Here is an 18244-nt window from a genome sequence, read left to right on the forward strand (position 1 = left end):
CAATCGCCGCGATGCCGACGGGGTGTCCTGACCACCCGGCGGGGTGTCCTGGGGTGACCGCCGACCGACGGGAGGCGCGGCGCGGGCCCGCCACGCACCTCCCGGCCGCTGGTGGGCCGGTCGCAACACCCCGCTCACCTTCGCCCGCTGGTCACATACCGTCGGATGGAGGCCGCGTCGCCGACGGTCTGCGACCGCTCGGCGCTCGCACGGCGGGGTGTCCTGACCACCCGGCAGCGGGGCCGTCAGCGTGTCGGCAGGCGCCGCACAGACGTTCCTTGACCGCCCGACGCTACGGTGATGGCGTGTTCGGACGCCACCGCTCCCCCAATCCCCGCCCCGACGACGCTGCCGGTCTCGGCATCGGTGCCCTCGTGCAGGTCATCGACACCGATAAAGGTGGCGAGCAGTGGGCCGACGAGCCGATCGGGGTGATCGTGGCTCCCGGTGGGAGCCAGATCGGCGGGACACAGCGCACGTGGACTGTCGCGTTCGAGGAGCCCGTGTACACGAAGGACGGCCGCGGCCCCTTCGAGCGCGCGACCGTCCTGAGTCGTCAGCTGGTGCCGGTCACGACCGACAGCGGCGAGTAGTCCGGGTCAGGGACTCAGTACTCTTCGGAGCCGCTCTTCATCATGGCTGCGACGGCCATGCAGCACCCGACGCCGCCGAGGACGCCGACGCCGATGATGATCCCTGCGATGAGTTCGAGCATGGGTGGTGACTCCTTGGTTGCTTCGGCGTGTGGCTCCGCTCAGGTTACCGGATGCCGCGCATGAGCCGCAGCACCGGCTTGGCCAGGATCAGCAGGACCACGCCCACCGCGACGGCGACCAGGCCGAGGATCGTGAAGTACGGGGCCTCGTTCGACGGGTCGTAGTACCGGGACAGCACCCCGGTGACGGCAGTGCCGAGCGACACCGACAGGAAGAACAGCGCGACCATCTGGGTCTGGAACTTCGGCGGCGCGAGCTTCGTGGCGACGGACTGACCGACGGGCGAGAGCAGCAGTTCGGCGAGGGTGAACACCAGCAGGATGCCGACGAGTGCGAGCAGTGGCGTGCCGTTCTCGCCCGAGCCGACGAACGGCAGGAACAGCAGGAACGCGAGCCCCATGATCCCGGTGCCGAGCGCGAACTTCGTCGGGGTGGACGGCTGGCGGTCGCCGAGCTTGGTCCACAGGGCCGCGAAGACGCCGGACAGCACGATGATGAAGATCGGGTTGATCGACTGCACCCAGGACACCGGCATCTCCCAGCCGAACAGGGAGCGGTCGAGCCGCTGGTCGGAGTAGACCGTCACGACGGTGAACTGCTGCTGGTACAGCGACCAGAACACGGCGCTGCCGATGAACAGCGGGATGAACGCGAAGACGCGCGACCGCTCGTCGCGGGTGATGCCGCTCGACAGGATGACGACGAAGTACCCGATGGTGGCCAGCACGACGACGACCACGACGACGGTGGGCAGGTTGCCGACGTTCAGCAGGCCGGTCAGCACGGCGATGACGATGACGACGAGTGCGACGATGACGCCCGCACCGATCAGGGGCAGCCGGCGACGGTCGACGGGGTTGGCGACGTGCCGGACCACCTCGGGCAGCTTCCTCCGCCGGATCGCGTACTGCACCAGGCCGGCGGCCATGCCGACCGCGGCCAGGCCGAAGCCCCAGTGGAAGCCGAGCGAGCTCTGCAGCAGCCCGGTGAGCAGCGGCCCGAAGAACGCGCCGAGGTTCACGCCGAGGTAGTAGAGCGAGAAGCCGGCGTCGCGTCGGGGGTCCTCGCGGCTGTACAGACCGCCGACGATCGTGGTGGCGGTGGCCTTGAGCCCGCCGGAGCCGAGCGCGATCAGGACGAGGCCGACCCCGACCCCGGCCACCCCGGGGATGAGCGCGAGGGCGATGTGTCCGAGCATCACGACGATCGCGCTGCCGAACAGCGTGCGGTCCGCGCCGATCAGCCGGTCGGCGATCCACGCCCCGATGATCGTGAACAGGTAGACCGCGCCGCCGTAGGCACCCATGATGCCGGTGGCGATGCCCTTGTCGATCCCCAGGCCGCCCTGCGTCAGGGAGTAGTACATGTAAATGAGGACGATGCCCTGCATCCCGTAGAACGAGAACCGCTCCCAGAGTTCCACCGCGAACGGTGTCGACAGCTCGAACGGTTGCCCGAAGAAGGTGCGTCCGGGACGGGCTTCGCGGTCCGCGGGGGTGGTACGTGACATGGCGGCAAGTCTGCCCCCGGGCGGCCGGGCGCGCCCAATCGTCGAACACGCCTCATCTCTTTGGAGGGTTCCCACGACGCCGTGACGGCACCGACGACACGGGGTTGTGCGGCCCGCACGGCGTTCCCGCCACTGTCGGCAGGGGTGTCTAGCGTGGACGGTGCAACACGGACACCGCAGTTCAGGAGGACTCCGCCCATGGTCGACACCGCACCCGCCCAGCGCACCACCCCCGCCAGCGGCAGCGACACCGCGCCGGACGTCGACGCGAAGAACGCCGCGCAGCACGCCGCGCCGAACGCCGACGCCGCCGGCGACCCGGCAGCGGGCACCCCGACCGCCGGCACCGACACCGATGTCCACATCGACGTCGAACTGGTGCAGGAGCTCCTGCTCGGACGCTGGGCCGAGGACCGCCGGATCTCCCGCCGCCTGGCGCTCGACCCCGCGATGCAGAAGATCGAGGGCCAGCCGATCCCCGAGCACCGGGCACGCGTGCTCGAGCAGCTCCGCACCCTGGTCGACGCCGGTGCCATCCAGCGCCCCTACCCCGCCGAGTTCGGCGGCCAGGACAACCACGGCGGCAACATCGCGGCATTCGAGGAACTCGTCGTCGCCGACCCGTCGATGCAGATCAAGGCCGGGGTGCAGTGGGGGCTGTTCGGCTCCGCCGTGCACCACCTGGGCACCGAGGCGAACCACCGTGAGTTCCTGCCGGGCATCGTCTCGTTCGAGGTCCCCGGCTGCTTCGCGATGACCGAGACCGGCCACGGCTCGGACGTCCAGAGCATCGCGACGACGGCCACGTACGACCCCGCGACCCAGGAGTTCGAGATCCACACGCCGTTCCGTGGCGCGTGGAAGGACTACATCGGCAACGCGGCCCTGCACGGTCACGCCGCCGTCGTGTTCGCGAAGCTCGTGACCGCGGGTGTCGACCACGGCGTGCACGCGTTCTACGTGCCGCTCCGCGACGCTGAGGGGGCGTTCCTGCCCGGTGTGAGCGGTGAGGACGACGGGCCGAAGGGCGGCCTGAACGGCATCGACAACGGTCGGCTCGCGTTCGACCACGTTCGTGTCCCCCGCACGAACCTGCTGAACCGCTACGGCGACGTCGCCGCGGACGGCACCTACTCGTCACCGATCGCCTCGCCCGGCCGCCGGTTCTTCACGATGCTCGGCACCCTGGTGCAGGGACGGGTGTCGCTCGACGGCGCCGCGGTCGTCGCGCAGAAGATCGCGCTGCAGATCGCCCTGACCTACGCGATGCAGCGCCGCCAGTTCCCGACCGGCGACGGCACCGAGGGCGTCCTGCTCGACTACGGCCGACACCAGCGTCGTCTGATCCCGCGCCTGGCGACGGTGTTCGCGCAGTCGTTCGCGCACGAGAAGCTCCTGCGCACCTTCGACGACGTCTTCAGCGGGCGGAAGGACACCCCGGAGCGACGCGAGGACCTGGAGACCCAGGCGGCCGCGTTCAAGTCGATGTCGACCTGGTCGGCGCTCGACACCCTGCAGGAAGCCCGTGAGGCCTGCGGCGGTGCCGGGTTCCTCGCCGAGAACCGTCTGACCGGGCTCCGCGCCGACCTCGACGTCTACGTGACGTTCGAGGGCGACAACACCGTGCTGCTGCAGCTCGTCGGCAAGCGCCTGCTCACCGAGTTCCGCGCGAAGGCCCCGAAGGACCCGGCGTCCACCGCGAAGTTCGTGGCGGCCGTCGCCGCGTCGAAGCTCGCCGACGCGTCGGGCATCCGTCGGCTCGGCCAGACCGTGGCCGACCGCGGCTCGCTGGCCGCGAGCGTCGCCGACCTGCAGGACCCCCGGACGCAGCGCGAACTGCTCGCCGGTCGGGTCGACACCATGGTCGCCGAGATCGGGATGCGCCTGGCGTCGGCCGGCAAGGACCGCGCCCGCGCGGCCAGACTGCTCAACCGCTCGCAGCACGAGCTCATCGAGGCGTCCAAGGCCCACGCCGAACTCATGCAGTGGGACGCCTTCACCGAGGCGCTCGACGAGGTGACCGAGGGCGACACCCGCCGCGTGCTCGTCTGGCTGCGGGACCTGTTCGCGCTCGGCCTGCTCGAGCAGCACCTGGACTGGTACCTGCTGCACGGCCGGCTGTCGGCGCAGCGTGCCCGTGCGGTGTCGGCGTACGTCGACCGGCTCGTCGCCCGGGTGCGTCCGATCGTGCCGCAGCTGCTCGAGACCTTCGGCTACGAGCCGGGCCACGTCCGTGCGCCGATCGCGCTCGGCGCCGAGCAGGCCCGACAGGACGAGGCTCGTGCCTGGTTCGCCGCCGAGGCCGCGGCCGGCCGCCTGCCGGAGCAGGAGAAGAAGCCCCGTCCGTGACGGACGCGCAGCCGCGCCCGTATCGGAGGAGCGGCCGCGCCCGTGACGGGCGTGGCTGCTCCGGACGACTAGGAGTCGGTCGGCGCGGAGTCGGACGGCGCGGACGAGGCCGGGCCGTCCGCGGCAGCCCCGCCACGTGCCCCGAGCGCCGCGCGCAGCTGCGCCTCGGCGTCGTCGCCGGCGGCAGCGGCCTCGGCGTTCGCCTCGGCGACCGCACGCACGACCTCTTCCCGCTGGATCTTCACGCCGCGCGGGGCGTCGATGCCGATCCGGACGCCGTCGCCCCGGGAGTCGAGCACCGTGATGACGATGTCGTCGCCGACGAGGATCCGCTCGCCGACCTTCCGCGTGAGTACCAGCACCCGTTCAGCCTAGCGACACGACGGGGAGCCCCAGCAGGTCCGCCGACCCGGGCGTGGCGGTCTCCCCCGCACCGATCGCGACCACCCCGACCACGGGCAGCCGCGACGCCACCGCGGACACCATCGCGGCCGAGTCCTCGGGCTTCCGCCCGACGTCGACCACGACCCACACCTGGTCGGCCTGCAGCCCATCGCTCGTCGCGAGGTCGTCCCACGCGGCGACCGCGAGCACGGCGTGCCCGTCACGGACGCCGTCCGCCCGGGCCAAGATGGCTGCCCGGCGGTCGGCGGCGTCCGTCGGCCGGAGCGCGTGCCGCACCGCGAAGAGTCCGGCGGCCGCGTCGACGTCGTTCGGCCGCCCGACCAGGAGCACCAGGTCGCCGTCCGCGGACCGCACCGCCGGTGCGGTGGGCCGGGCCACCGGTGCCGGCGAGGGCGTGTCGAGGACGCGGGACGGGCCTCCCGACCGGGTCTCGGTGACCGCGTCGACGGCGGCCTGGAGGCGCGGGTCGACCCCCGCGGGCACGTCCGGCTCGGACGGGGCGCGCGTCGGGCGCGGGGCGCTCGTCGTGATGCCGTCCGCCTGGAACCCGTCGAGCACCGACGCGAACGCGTCGGCCCGCGTCGCCCTGGTGCCGTCGGTGCCGGCGATGCGTGCCTCGGCCGCCTCGGCGTCGGCGAGCAGCGCGGCGATGCCGACGCGCTGCTCGGGCGAGTCGGCGATGACCACCCGGGCGGTGGGCTGGTCCCCCAGTTCCGGCACCTCGACGGTGGCCTCGACGTGTGCCTTGCGGAACAGCCCGCCGAAGCCCGGCGAGGTCACCCGTTCGGCCGCGACGATCCGTGCACCCGCGCCGAACTCGGTCCGGACCGCGTCGCGGAGGGACTCGAGCGTGGCGCCGCTACGCTGCAATCGGGTCGGCGGCACGGACCACTCCCACGGTCTCGATGGTGGAGCCCGCGGAGGTGGCCTCCTGGTACGACAGCACCGGGAGCCCGTTCGACTGGGCGGCGACCATGCGGTGCACGGCCGGGCGGAGCTGCGGGGCGCAGACCAGGACGGCGGAGATCCCCTGGTCCTCCACCGAGCGCACGGCGTCGCGGACGGAGCCCAGGACCTGCTCGATGCGGTGGGCGTCGAGGACGATCTGGCTGCCCTGCTCGGACGGCCGGAGCCCCTCGAGCATCGACTGCTCGAGCATCGGGTCGATCATGATGACGCGCAGCGTGCCGGCGTCGGTGTGGCGGGCGGCGAGAGCCGGTCCGAGGGCCGCGCGGGCGGACTCGACGAGCCCCTCGGGGTCGGTCGACACCTTGGCGCGGAGCGTGAGGGCTTCGCAGATCCGGCCGAGGTCGTTGATCGGCACGCGCTCGGCGAGCAGGCCCTGCAGCACCCGCTGCAGTTCGGCCATCGAGAGCATGCCGGGGACAAGTTCCTCGACGGCCGCGGGGTTGACCTGCTTGACGCCCTCGGTCAGGACCTTGACGTCCTCGCGGGTGAGCAGGCGTGCGGCGTTGTCGCCGATGACGGCCTGCAGGTGGGTGACGAGCACGGAGACACGGTCGATCACGGTCGCGCCGGTCATCTCGGCGGCGTGCCGGAGTTCGGCGGGCACCCACTTGCCGGTCAGACCGAACACCGGCTCGACGGTCGATGTGCCGGGCAGGCCGTCCAGGTGGTCGCCGAGCGCCAGGACGCTGCGGGCGGGGGCGGTGCCCCGACCAGCCTCGACACCGGCGATGCGGATGGCGTAGGTCGACGGCGGCAGGTCGATCGAGTCGCGGGTCCGGACCGGCGGAACGACGATGCCCATGTCGATCGCGATCTTGCGGCGGAGTGCCCGCACGCGGCCGAGCAGGTCGTCGGACGCGCCGGACACCATGTCGACCAGGTCGGGGGCGAGCAGGATCTCGAGGGCGTGGACGCGCATCTGCTCGAGCAGGTCCTCGGGGGTGTCACCGGTCGGTGCCGCCGCCTCGAGCGCCTGCTGCTGGGCGGCGTCGGCCTCGGCGCGGGCGGCGTTCCGGCCGATGCGCCAGCCCGTGAACAGCAGGGTGGCGCCGACGAGCAGGAAGGGCAGGATCGGCATGCCGGGGATGAAGCCCATCGCGATCGCGGCGACACCGGCGATCATCAGGGCGTTCCGCGACTGCGACAGCTGGGTCGCGGCCGAGGACCCCATCTCGGACTCCGCGCCGGAACGGGTGACGATCATGCCCGTCGAGACCGCCATGAGCAGCGCCGGGATCTGCGTGACCAGGCCGTCGCCGATCGTCAGGATGCCGTACTTCGACAGGGCGTCGGTGGCGGACAGTCCGTTCTGCAGCATGCCGATCGCGATGCCGCCGATCAGGTTGATGATGATGATGAGGATGCCGGCGATCGCGTCGCCCTTGACGAACTTCGACGCACCGTCCATCGCGCCGTAGAAGTCGGCCTCGGCGGAGACAGCGGCGCGGCGCTCCTTGGCTTCCTGGTCGGTGATCAGCCCGGCGTTGAGGTCGGCGTCGATCGCCATCTGCTTGCCCGGCATCGCGTCGAGGGTGAACCGTGCCCCGACCTCGGCGACGCGTTCCGCGCCCTTCGTCACGACGACGAACTGGATGACGATGAGGATCAGGAAGATGACCGCGCCGATGATGATCGACCCGGAGACGGCGACGTGGCCGAACGCCTGGATGACGTCGCCGGCGAAGCCCTCGCCGAGCACCAGCCGGGTCGACGCGACGTTGAGGCCGAGTCGGAACAGCGTCGCGACGAGCAGCAGCGACGGGAACACCGAGAAGTCGAGCGGCTTCTTCACGAACAGCGTCGTGAGCAGGATCACCAGCGCCAGCAGGATGTTGATGATGATCAGGAAGTCGAGCAGGAACGACGGCACCGGCAGGATCAGCAGCAGGATGATGCCGACGATGAACACCGGGACGACGAGCTTCGGCAGGTCCTTGCGGTTCATGCGGGGAGTCCTTCGGTCTGGTTCTCTGCGATGCGCGGTGGGCGGAGCTTGCGGGGGCGGAGGTCACCGGTCAGGGTGGCCGGGTCGATGACGCTCGCGACCTCGTCCGGGGTGGTCGGCCGCGGCGGTGCGTGCGTGCCGGCGGCGGTGCCGCGGGCCTTGAGCGCCATCACGAAGGACAGGACGCGGGCCACCGGGGTGTACAGGTCGACGGGGATCTCGTGTCCGAGCTCGCAGGCGGCGTGCAGCGCTCGGGTGAGCGGGACGTCGCGGACGATCGGCACCCGCTCTTCCTCGGCACGCGCACGGATGACGTCGGCGACCGGGCCGGCGCCCTTCGCGACCACCCGGGGCGCGGACTTGCCCGGCTCGTACTTGATCGCGACGGCGTAGTGGGTCGGGTTCGTCATCACGACGTCCGCGGTGCCGATGGCCTGGATCATCCGGTTGCGGCTCATCGCGAGCTGGCGGGAGCGGCGCTGCGACTTCACCAGGGGGTCGCCGTCGCTCCGCTTGTTCTCGTCCTTGACCTCGCGCTTGGTCATCATCGTGCGCTTCCGGTTGCGGCGGATGACGACGAACACGTCGAGTGCCGCGAGGACGAGCCCGGCGACGATCGCGGCGCGCAGCAGGGTGCCCGAACCGGCTGCGGCGGCCTCGAGCACGGCCGACAGCGGCAGCGAGCCGCTCGACATCAGGACCGGCATGAGTCCCTGCACCGCGAACCAGAGGACGAGCCCGACGACGGCGGTCTTCAGCAGCGCCTTCGCGCCGTTCCAGAGCGCCTGGGTACCGAACACGCGCTTCAGTCCGGCCACGGGATCGAAGTGGTCGGGCTGCGGTGTCATCTTCCGGAAGTGCACCCCGCCCTGGGTGACGGCGGCGGCCAGCACGGCGACCGCGACCACGGCGAGCATCGGGCCGAGGGTCGCACCCATCGAACCGAGGGCGTCCGCGAGCAGGGCCCGCACGGCACCGATCTCTGGGTCTTCGATGACCCGCTGCACGGCGAGCAGCTGGTCTTGCCCGGCGGCGGCGGCGTTGCCGATCGCGGCGGGGATCATGAGCGCCGCGACGGCGATGCCGATCCACGCGCCGAGGTCCTGCGAGCGGCCGACCTGGCCCTTCTCGTGGACCTCGCGCATCCGCTGTTGGGTCGCCTGTTCGGAGCGTTCTCCGCTGTCGGACACGTCGTCACCCCCGTCCGGTGATCGCCTCGACGGCGTCGCCGGTCAACGACGACACCACCGACGGCAGGGCCATGAAGAGCGCGCCGGCGAACAGGACGGTCAGCCCGATCTTGATCGGGAACCCCATCTGGAACGCGTTGAGGGCCGGTGCGACGCGGGTGAGCAGCCCGAGGCCGACGTCCGCCAGGAACAGCACGACGACGAGCGGCCCGGCGATCTGCAGGGTGGCGAGGAACATCTGGGACATCGCGGCGACGAGCATCGAGGCGAGCCCGTCGACCGCGAACGTGCCGGTGAGCGGCACGGCGTCGAACGACCGCACCAGCCCACCGACGATGAGCTGGTAGCCGCCCGAGGTGAAGAGCAGTGCGAGTGCGGTCATCTGGAACAGGCGGGTGAACTGGGCGCCGTTGACCTGCGACTGCGGGTCGAACGCCTGCGCGAGCGTGAACCCGCCGAACAGGTCGATGAGCGCACCCGCCGACTGCACGGCGGCGAACACCAGGAACACCAGGAACCCGAGGGACAGCCCGACCACGAGCTGGGTGAGCAGGGCGAGCAGGAACGGCCCCGTGTCGAGCGCTTCGTAGCCGACGGCGACGCGCGGCGCGACGCCGATGGCGAGCCCCAGGCCGAGGATCACCTTCACGGTGCCCGGGAACGCCCGGTACGAGAACGGCGGCGCGATGACGAAGAACGCGACGAGCCGGACGCCGGCGAGCATGGTCGCCTCCAGACGGTCGGCGTCGATGGCGAGCTCCATCAACCGGCCCCGAGCAGCTTCGGGATCATGTCGAAGGCGACGTGCGTGAAGGCGACCATCTCCGAGATCATCCAGTTGCCGCAGACCACCAGGGCGATCGCGACGGCGACGGCCTTCGGCACGAACGACAGGGTGACCTCCTGGATCTGGGTCACCGACTGGAACAGCGAGATCGCGAAGCCGACGACGAGCGAGGTCACCAGGACCGGGGCGGCGAGCTTGCCGGACACCAGGAGCGCCTGGAGCACGAGGTCGATGACGGCCTGCTGGTTCATGCGTGCCCCCTAGACAACGTGGTAGCTCTCGATGAGCGACGTGATGATGAGGCCCCAGCCGTCGACCAGCACGAAGAGCAGGATCTTGAACGGCAGCGAGATCATGACCGGCGGGAGCATCATCATGCCCATCGACATCAGGGCCGCGGAGACGACGAGGTCGATCACCAGGAACGGGATGAAGATGACGAACCCGATGATGAACGCGCTGCGCAGCTCCGAGATGATGAACGCCGGGATCACCGTCGTCATCGGCACGTCCGCCATCGACTTCGGGTTGTCGAGCCCGGCGGCGCGGGTGATCAGGGCGACGTCCTCGTCGCGGGTCTGGTGGAGCATGAAGGTCCGCAGCGGCTTCGTGCCGATCTCGACGGCCTGGTTGAAGTCGAGGTGGCCGGCCAGGTAGGGCTGCAGGGCGTCGTCGTTGATGTGCCCGAGCACCGGTGCCATCACGAACAGCGACAGGAACAGTGCCAGTCCGGCGATGACCTGGTTCGGCGGGATCGACTGCAGCCCGAGCGCGTTCCGGGTCATCGCGAGCACGACGAAGATCTTGGTGAACGACGTCATCATGAGCATCAGCGCGGGCGCGACGCTCAGCAGCGTGATGCCGATGAGGGTCACCACGGCGGACGACGGCGTGCCGTCCGGGCCGTTCACGCTGACGCTGAAGTCACCGGTCGCGGGGGCTGTCGGGGTCGCCGGGGCGGTGGGTTCGACGACGCCGGCGGCGTGCGCACCGGTGGTCGTGAGCATCAAGAACCCGGCGACGACCGCCAGGCCGAGCAGGACGAGGGCGACGAGTCGACCCGACCGTGCCAGCCGGTGCTGCCCTGCCGCCGTCACCCGGCCCGCCGGTTCCGCAGCGCGGCCGCGGCCTGGCGCCAGGTGTCGACCGACAGGATCGAGCCCTGCAGCTGTTGCGCGCTCGGCACGGCACGCTGCGGACGACGGTTGCGCGGGCGCATCGGCAACGGCGCGACGGCGCCGGCCACCGCGGGCGCGTCGGTCGCGTCGGCAGCGGCTGCCGGGAGGCCGGCCCCACCAGCCGGTTCCGGATCGACGCGCCCGCGGCGCTCCGGCCGTGCCTGGAGGGACGTGGTGGCGTCCGACTGCAGCGCGAGTTCCTGACCGAACACGTCGGCCGACGGTGCGGGGCGCACCGGCAGCGCGACCGGTCCGGTCACGATCGTGAGTTCCGGCGCGGGCGCCTGCCCGCTGGTGAGCAGGGCGACCCCGTGCTCGGAGACGCCGAGCACGAGCCGCTCCCCTTCGACGTCGACCACGACGACGCTCGCCTTGCCGCCGATGCCCTGCCGACCGACGACCTCGACGGTCGCGGCGCGACGGCCCGACGGCTTGCCCGAGAAGCGCTTGCGGCTCGCGCGGTGCAGCACCCACATCAGGGCGAGCACGACGCCGAGCGAGAGCGCGACGCGGAGGGTGACGACGAGGGTGTCCACGTGCGGGTCAGACCGTTTCGGCGACGTCGAGGATGCGGGTGATCCGGACCGCGTAGTCCTGGTCGACGACGACGACCTCGCCGTGCGCGATGAGGCGGCCGTTCAGCAGGACGTCGGCGGGGGCACCGGCACTGCGGTCGAGCTCGACGACGGCGCCGGGCTCCATGCCGAGCACGTCACGGACCGACATCCGGGTGCGGCCGATCTCGACCGTCAGGGTCATCTCGACGTTGTTGATCCGGCCGAGGTTGCCCGCGGGCAGGTTCGCCACGACGGGCGCCGACACCGTGCCGTTCTCGCGGATCCGGATGCCGAACCACCCGGCGGGCAGCCCACCGGCGGTCAGTTCGAACACGACGGTGTCCGGGTCGGCCAGCAGCGACGCCGCCGACTCGCGGCCCGCCTCGCCGAGCACCCCGACGCCGAGGACCCCGGCCGCGGCCTCGAGCGACGGACGCAACACGTCCGTGACGGCCACGATCCCGTGGTCGGTGCCGCCTGCGGCCGTGATCGCCTCGAGGTCGGTGAGCACGAGTGCCAGGTCGGCCGACAGGCCGCCGACGAACGACGCGACCACGGCGTCGGTCGCCGCGTCGAGCACGACCGGTGTCGCGCCTCCAGGCAGGAGCACCGCGGTCAAGGGGGCGGCCGTCGGGAGCTGCGCCGCGAGCGACTCGGCCGCTGCGGTGTGGAGGGTGGTCGTTTCGGTCATCAGTGCTGCTCCGTGCTCGTGGTGGTGACGACGATGCCGGCGAGGCGCGAGCCGTTCGCGCCGACCGCGGCGGTGCCGACGGGTTCGCCGTCGACCGCGATGGTGAGGGGCCGGTGCTGCGGGTGCGGCAGCGGCAGGACGTCGCCGACGGCGAGCCGCAGGACCTGCGTCGGCAGGACCGCGGCCGGGGCGAAGCGCAGGCTGACGCCGACCGGCACGCTCTCGAGCTGCGCGTCGAGCAGGGCGCGGGCGTCGGCGGGCGACACGTGCGCGGCGGCCTCGCCGAGCTGCGGCAGGACGGCCTCGGCCGGCAGGGCCAGCGTGCCCGGAGCGATGCGGTCGCCGACCCGGATCGAGAACGAGGCGACGATCATCAGGTCGCCCTTCTGGGCGGCCTGGGCGAACTGGCTGTTGAACTGGAACCCGCCGACCGTGACGTCCTGCGCGAGCAGCCCGCCGAACGAGTACCGCAGGTCGTCGAGGGCGTCCTCGACGATCTTGCGCACCAGGGCCTGCTCGATGGGCGTGAAGGTGCGGTCCGGGGTCGGCAGCGGCTTCGAGGCGCCCAGCGCGTGCGACACCCACGTCAGGGCGGCGTCGAGCGGGAGCTGCAGCACGCCCTTCGAGGTGAGCTCGGTGATCGGCAGCAGCACCATGCCGGTGAGCGCGGGCAGCGACGCGGCGTACTCGTCGTACGTCGTCATCTGCACCTGCTCGCAGGTGACCTGGCTGACCGCACGGACCTTCGCCGTCAGCTGCGTGCCCCACTGGCGCGCGAAGGTCTCGAAAGCGAGCTCGAGCACCCGGGCGTGCTCACGGGCCAGCGTCGACGGGCGCGCGAAGTCGTACACCTCGGGCGCTGGCAGGGTCTCGGTCACGGGTGCGTCTATCGGTCACCTGTGGGGCACCCGTCAGTGCTGTACCCCGTAGTGGGGCGGTGGGGGCAGCGCTGGTGCGCTCCGCGCGGTGTGTTTCTCAGTCCTGCTGCGCTCCGTGCGGTGTGTGTCTCAGCCCTGCTGCGCTCCGTGCGGTGTGTGTCTCAGCCCTGCTGCGCTCCGTCCTGCGCCTTCGCCAGCGCCGGCATCAGGGCGCTGACGTCCTGGTCGGCGTTCGACAGGACCACGATGTCGACCCGCCGGTTCAGGGCGAGGTCCTGGTCGGTGCCGCCCTTCGCCAGCGGCCGGCTCGACCCGAACCCGACGCTCTGCACGTGGTCGCCGGGCATCCCGCCCCGCTCGACCAGGTCGCGCAGGACCCCGGTCGCCCGTGCCGCGCTGAGCTCCCAGTTCGTCGCGTACGGGGCGGTCGAGTTCCGCTGGTCGGCGTGCCCCTCGACGCTGACGTCGTGGTGGCTCGTCCGCAGGACCGGGGCGATCGCGTCCATGATCCGGCGCGCCTGGTCGGACAGGTCGGCGCTGTTCGTCCCGAAGTAGGTCTCGCTGCCGACCAGCCGGACGATCAGACCGCGGGCATCGACGGTGAACTGCACGTTGGCGGTCTGGCCGGCCTCGGTCAGGTTCTCCTGGATCGCGCTCTTGATCGCCGTCAGGTCGTCGAGCTCACGCTTCGCCTCGGTGAGGTCCCGCTTCGACGCGGTCGTCGGCACCACGGTCGACGCGGGATCGACGTTCGTGTCCTTCGTGCCCGACGAGGCGGTGGAGTGGTCGGCCTGCGACTTGTCGGTCGAGTAGCCGGAGCCGTCCTCGACCTGGTCCTTCGTCACGACGGTGCCGCTCGCGGTGTCGATCTTCTGCGAGTCGACCTCGCCGAAGCCGGTGGCGAGCGACTGCTTCAGCTGGATGTACTTCTGCTGGTCGACGGTGGACATCGCGAACAGCACGAGGAACATGCACATCAGCACCGTGATCATGTCCATGTACGACGCCATCCAGCGCTCGTCGGGGTGCTCAGCCTCGTCGTGGGACTTCTTCGCGCGACCTCGGCCGCGGCCACGGGGGTTGGCGCTCACCGTCAGGCCGCCAGCTGCTGGTCGTCGGCCGCGTCGGCCTTGCCACCGGCCTTGGTGCCCTTGCCGCCCTTGCCGCCGGTGTCGGCGCGGGCGCCGGGCGGCACCATGGCCTTCAGGCGCTCACCGAGCAGACGAGGCTGGCTGCCCGCCTGCACCGCGAGCAGCCCCTCCATCAGGAGCGTCTGGCGGTCCGACTCGAGCTGGGCGAGCTTGCGGAGCTTCCCGCCGATCGGCAACCACATGAAGTTCGCGGTGAGCAGGCCCCACAGGGTGGCGACGAACGCGCTGGCGATCAGGGGTCCGAGCTCGTCGGGCTTGCCGAGGTTCGCGAGCACGTGGGTCAGCGAGACGACGGTGCCGATGATGCCGACCGTCGGAGCGAAGCCGCCCAGGCCCATGAAGAACGCGCTCGCGCTGCGCGTCGGGGCCGCGTTCGACTCGATCTCGTCCTCGAGCAGGATCCGCAGCTCGTCACCGTCGGTGCCGTCCGCGATGTTCTGCAGCGCCTTCTTCATGAACGGGTCGTCGTGCTTGTCGGCCTCCTGCTCGAGGGCGAGCAGGCCGTTCGAACGCGCCGTCTCGGCGAGCCCCACGACGTCGTCGATGACCGACGCCGGCGGGGTGACCTTGCCGGTGAACGCCTTCGGCACGGCCTTGAAGCTGGCGATCGCGTCCTTCAGGGTGGTGCTGGCGATGCCGCAGCCGATGGTGGCACCGAACACGAGCAGCATCGGAGCGGGCAGGAAGAGCCCACCGAGCTCGACGTGCTCCATCTGGACCATGCCGAACAGGGCGCCGAAGGCGAGCAGGATCCCGACGATCGTTGCGATGTCCACGTCAGCGACCCCCGTCCAGCGCGCGGCCGTGCTGCGTCGAGCGGATGGCGGCGACCGGGGCGAGCGTCGGCTGCGAACCGGTGTTCGTGCTCGCGCGCGGGGCCTGGTCGGTGCCGTAGGCCATGCCCACGATGCGTGCGCGGTACGCGGCGATCAGGTCGATGACGTCGGCCATCGACTCCCGCACGATGTACTTCGCACCGTCGACCATGATCAGCGTCGTGTCCGGCGTCTCCTGGATGCGCTCCACGAGATCGGGGTTCACAGCGAATCCGCTGCCGTTCAGTCGTGTGACGACGATCATGGCCCGTCCTGGTTCTCGATCGTCCCGCCGCCGTCCGTGGGGCGGGATGCGGGCCCGTCCGTGGGCCTGCACCCAGGGCTATCGGCGGATGCGGCGCGTGCGTTAGTGGCCGTCAGTAGCCTGGTTCCGTGATCGATGCCTCGGACCTGCTCGCGCACCCGCGTGGCCGGCGTTTCTGCCTCGAGCTCGTCAGCGGTGTCCAGGACTCCGACGACCCGGCCGCCGTGCAGCTCGGCCACCTGCTCTTCTGGGCGGACTACCACCTCGGCGTCGAACGTGGCGACGACCGAACGCTCTTCGGCATCGGTGCCGCGATCGAACCCGAGCCGGCTCCGGACCTGGCAGCGGTGGCGAGCGCACTCGCGGCGGTGCCCCTGCCGTCCGTGGGCGAGGACGACGTCGTGGTCGCGCTCGAGTCGACTGCGGACAGCGCGCTGTGGTGGCAGCAACCCGATGCGCTGGACGCGCTCCTCGCTCGGACGGAACTGCAGGCCGCGCTCCGGCGGCTCGCTCGGTGGGCGGTCGACAGCCCGGTCGTGCGCCGGCTCTTCGACCCGCAGGGCGGAGCATGGACCGTCGAGTTCGACCAGGACGAGCAGCCCCGACGCCCGGGAGCGGCAGAGGCGCTCGCCGACTGGTCCCGGGAGCTGCGCCGCGAGGACGCCGAGGGGAACCCGGGGGTGACCAGCGGGGTGTGGTGGACGACTCCGCCGTGGCCGCTCGCGCAGCACACGCGAGCGCCGTTCCCGTCCGCCGGGCCGCTGGCGCTCTGGGCAGTCGAGGACTCCTTCGGGCAGGAACGCGCCGTCGTCTCGGCCGTGCCCGCAGATGTCGCCGCGCGGGTGTGCACCGTCGACGGGCCCGACGACTGGGCTGCGCTGTGCCGCCGCTGGCCGCTCGACGTGACACGGACCACCCGGCGGAACGACTGGGCCCTGGCGACCGGACGGCAGGGCGACTGGGTGCTGCCGGACTGGTCCGCGGTGGCCACCGAGTTCGACGTCGTGCACCTGACCGTCGCTGGTTGGTTCCGCACGTCCGGGCTCGCGGTGCGGGTCGACGACGACCGGGCGAGTGTCGTCGCCGGGTGGACGCCGGACTCCGCGTACCGGCTCACCGACCGGGGCGCCGGGGACGACGCCGTCACGGGCGATCCGGAGACCTGGTCGCGTCCCGGCAACGCCGGGGTCTGGCGCCGTCTCAGCTGATCCCCAGCAAACCGCTGCATCCGATCGAGGTGCTCCACCGGTAGTGGGGGTGCGACGTCGAGGACGACGCCGGTGGCAACTCCACCGCGGTCGCACGACTGCCGTCCTCCGACGACCTCAACCATCGTGAGATCGCCGAACGGCTCGAGAGCCACATCCACCGAAGCCTCGCTCGGCTCCGAACACGTCTCGAGGTGATCGAATGAAGCACGTCGACGACGAGACGCTGGCGATGCTCGCGGTCTCCGATCAGGTGGCCTCGGACGGGGTCGCCGAGCACCTGGCGTCCTGCGACCGGTGCCGCGACGAGGTGGCCGCGCTGCAGCGGGTCGCCGCGGTGACCCGGGCGTCCGAGGGCGTCGGGCTGATCGCGCCCCCGGAGCACGTGTGGGAGTGGATCGCGGCCGAGATCGCACGGACGCCGCAACAGGCAGCGCGGGCCACCGAACCCGGACCCGGAGCAGGGCGAGCGCCGGGGGCACACGAGCGGCGCGCCAGGGTCCCAGGCGCAGCGCCGTGCGGTGCCTCGCCGTCCGCGTCGTCGCCGTCCGATCGCGGTCGTGCTCGCTGGCGTCGGCGTGCTCGCCGTGGTCCTCGGCGTCGGTGTGGCGACCGGTGTCGTGCCCGGACTCCCCCGCGGTGACGCCGAGACCGTCGCCGCGCCGCCCCGCTCGTCCGGGACGACCGGCCGCGCCGAACTCGAATGCGCGCTCCGGCGACTCGATCGTCCGTGGCACCCTCAGCGATCCCTGACCTGACCGGACCGTGCGGTCACTCGGACGTGCCGTGTCGCTCGACGCGCGCGAGCAGGTGCCCGTGGAGGAAGTCGTAGGTCCTGGTGAGGGCATCGGTCCGCGTGCTCATCTCGGCGAAGTCGTGGTGGCCACCGTCGACGAGCATGAACTCGTGGGGAACACCCTGTTCTGCGAGCGTCGCGGCGAGGGACACGCTCTGCTCGACGGGCACGACCCGGTCGTCGGTCCCGTGGAGGAGGAACGTCGGCGCAGACTCGGCCGTGATGTGGTCTGCGGGTCGGAACCACCGACTGCCGTCCGCACCGGGTGCCCCGAACGCGGTGTACAGGGGCGACCCGGGGGCACGGAGCTCCGGTGAGCGGAGCGGATCGTGCATGCCGTACCAGCTGGCGACCGCGCACACCCGCTCCGGTTCCGAGGGAGCGGAGGCGCCGACGATCGTCGCGATGGTCGCGCCGGCGGAGTTGCCCCAGAGCGCGACCGCACCCGGATCCAGGTTGAACTCGTCCGCGTGTGCGCGGAGGAAACGGAGCGCTTCCCGCACGTCGTCGACCGGGGCAGGGAACCGCGCCTCGTTGCTGGTCCGGTACTCGACACTGGCGACGGCGACCCCGCGCTCGGCCAGGGCCACCAGCGCGGGGACGTACCGGGCTCGGTGGACGTTCCGGAACCCGCCGCCCTTGATGAAGACGACCAGGGGCGTCGGTGTCGCGGTCACGGGCTTCAGGAGGTCGAAGTGCAGCTGTCGTCCGCCCGCGAACAGGGCTCCGTCGCGGAACTGCGAGTACACGAGGTCCGTGTACTGCTCCACGAAGCAGTGCGTGGGACTGCCGAGCGCGACGGTGGAGGAGTGTGTCATGCGGTCCGTTCGGGTC

At 71.5% G+C, this 18244-nt stretch carries 19 protein-coding genes; 4 read left to right on the forward strand and 15 right to left on the reverse strand.

From position 1 onward, the window contains the following. Positions 1–305: 305 nt before the first annotated feature. Positions 306–593 carry a hypothetical protein gene (locus tag QRN30_RS15620; RefSeq protein ID WP_052481620.1) on the forward strand — a complete coding sequence of 96 codons (288 nt, stop codon included), beginning with the start codon at positions 306–308 and terminating at the stop codon, positions 591–593. Positions 594–759: 166 nt separating this feature from the next. On the opposite strand, the gene QRN30_RS15625 is transcribed toward QRN30_RS15620, so the two are convergent. Further along, complete coding sequence (locus tag QRN30_RS15625; RefSeq protein ID WP_017887427.1) at positions 760–2226, reverse strand: peptide MFS transporter; 1467 nt, start codon at positions 2224–2226, stop codon at positions 760–762. A gap of 198 nt (positions 2227–2424) precedes the next feature. Here QRN30_RS15625 and QRN30_RS15630 point away from each other — a divergent pair, with 198 nt between their 5' ends. Continuing rightward, a complete protein-coding gene (locus tag QRN30_RS15630; RefSeq protein WP_017887428.1) occupies positions 2425–4575 on the forward strand; it encodes an acyl-CoA dehydrogenase family protein in 2151 nt (716 codons plus the stop codon). A 68-nt stretch (positions 4576–4643) separates the two neighbouring features. On the opposite strand, the gene csrA is transcribed toward QRN30_RS15630, so the two are convergent. The 13 genes from csrA to QRN30_RS15695 all read right to left on the reverse strand — a co-directional run bounded on the left by csrA (position 4644) and on the right by QRN30_RS15695 (position 15367). After that, positions 4644–4937 carry a carbon storage regulator CsrA gene (gene csrA, locus QRN30_RS15635; protein WP_056068561.1) on the reverse strand — a complete coding sequence of 98 codons (294 nt, stop codon included), beginning with the start codon at positions 4935–4937 and terminating at the stop codon, positions 4644–4646. A gap of 4 nt (positions 4938–4941) precedes the next feature. After that, positions 4942–5865, reverse strand: a complete 924-nt coding sequence (locus tag QRN30_RS15640; protein ID WP_214562088.1) for a hypothetical protein — start codon at positions 5863–5865, stop codon at positions 4942–4944. Next, positions 5840–7894: a flagellar biosynthesis protein FlhA gene (locus QRN30_RS15645; protein WP_284761347.1), complete on the reverse strand. Its 2055-nt coding sequence runs from the start codon at positions 7892–7894 to the stop codon at positions 5840–5842. Before QRN30_RS15645 ends, QRN30_RS15640 begins: the two co-directional genes overlap by 26 nt. Continuing rightward, positions 7891–9084: an EscU/YscU/HrcU family type III secretion system export apparatus switch protein gene (locus QRN30_RS15650; RefSeq protein WP_017887431.1), complete on the reverse strand. Its 1194-nt coding sequence runs from the start codon at positions 9082–9084 to the stop codon at positions 7891–7893. The genes QRN30_RS15645 and QRN30_RS15650 overlap by 4 nt, the downstream gene beginning before the upstream one ends. 4 nt (positions 9085–9088) lie before the next feature. Continuing rightward, positions 9089–9847, reverse strand: a complete 759-nt coding sequence (locus tag QRN30_RS15655; RefSeq protein WP_042537113.1) for a flagellar biosynthetic protein FliR — start codon at positions 9845–9847, stop codon at positions 9089–9091. Continuing rightward, entirely contained in the window at positions 9847–10122 is a 276-nt protein-coding gene (locus tag QRN30_RS15660) for a flagellar biosynthetic protein FliQ (RefSeq protein ID WP_284761348.1), read from the reverse strand. The genes QRN30_RS15655 and QRN30_RS15660 overlap by 1 nt, the downstream gene beginning before the upstream one ends. Positions 10123–10131: 9 nt before the next feature. Beyond that, positions 10132–10968: a flagellar type III secretion system pore protein FliP gene (gene fliP / locus QRN30_RS15665; protein WP_017887434.1), complete on the reverse strand. Its 837-nt coding sequence runs from the start codon at positions 10966–10968 to the stop codon at positions 10132–10134. Continuing rightward, a complete protein-coding gene (locus QRN30_RS15670) occupies positions 10965–11585 on the reverse strand; it encodes a FliO/MopB family protein (RefSeq protein ID WP_017887435.1) in 621 nt (206 codons plus the stop codon). Before QRN30_RS15670 ends, fliP begins: the two co-directional genes overlap by 4 nt. Before the next feature lie 7 nt (positions 11586–11592). Beyond that, positions 11593–12297, reverse strand: coding sequence for a flagellar motor switch protein FliN (gene fliN / locus QRN30_RS15675; RefSeq protein ID WP_017887436.1), 705 nt, complete (start codon positions 12295–12297; stop codon positions 11593–11595). Continuing rightward, the gene (locus QRN30_RS15680; protein ID WP_017887437.1) at positions 12297–13175 is read right to left on the reverse strand and encodes a flagellar motor switch protein FliM; all 879 of its coding nucleotides are present in this window, start codon (positions 13173–13175) and stop codon (positions 12297–12299) included. Before QRN30_RS15680 ends, fliN begins: the two co-directional genes overlap by 1 nt. 161 nt (positions 13176–13336) lie before the next feature. Then, positions 13337–14266: an OmpA/MotB family protein gene (locus QRN30_RS15685; RefSeq protein WP_017887438.1), complete on the reverse strand. Its 930-nt coding sequence runs from the start codon at positions 14264–14266 to the stop codon at positions 13337–13339. A gap of 2 nt (positions 14267–14268) precedes the next feature. Further along, positions 14269–15102 (reverse strand): motility protein A, encoded by an 834-nt coding sequence (locus QRN30_RS15690; RefSeq protein WP_263137427.1) that lies wholly within the window; start codon positions 15100–15102, stop codon positions 14269–14271. A gap of 1 nt (position 15103) precedes the next feature. Then, positions 15104–15367, reverse strand: a complete 264-nt coding sequence (locus QRN30_RS15695; protein ID WP_411512259.1) for a flagellar FlbD family protein — start codon at positions 15365–15367, stop codon at positions 15104–15106. A 167-nt stretch (positions 15368–15534) separates the two neighbouring features. Here QRN30_RS15695 and QRN30_RS15700 point away from each other — a divergent pair, with 167 nt between their 5' ends. Together QRN30_RS15700 and QRN30_RS15705 are read left to right on the forward strand one after the other, a co-directional pair. Next, complete coding sequence (locus tag QRN30_RS15700; RefSeq protein ID WP_284761350.1) at positions 15535–16614, forward strand: hypothetical protein; 1080 nt, start codon at positions 15535–15537, stop codon at positions 16612–16614. A gap of 560 nt (positions 16615–17174) precedes the next feature. After that, complete coding sequence (locus QRN30_RS15705) at positions 17175–17372, forward strand: hypothetical protein (RefSeq protein WP_139179668.1); 198 nt, start codon at positions 17175–17177, stop codon at positions 17370–17372. 13 nt (positions 17373–17385) lie between these two features. On the opposite strand, the gene QRN30_RS15710 is transcribed toward QRN30_RS15705, so the two are convergent. Then, on the reverse strand, positions 17386–18228 hold the full coding sequence (locus tag QRN30_RS15710; protein ID WP_284761351.1) for an alpha/beta hydrolase: 843 nt from the start codon (positions 18226–18228) through the stop codon (positions 17386–17388). Positions 18229–18244: the final 16 nt, after the last annotated feature.

The organism is Curtobacterium sp. MEB011, from assembly GCF_030209655.1.
Lineage (GTDB): Bacteria > Actinomycetota > Actinomycetes > Actinomycetales > Microbacteriaceae > Curtobacterium > Curtobacterium poinsettiae.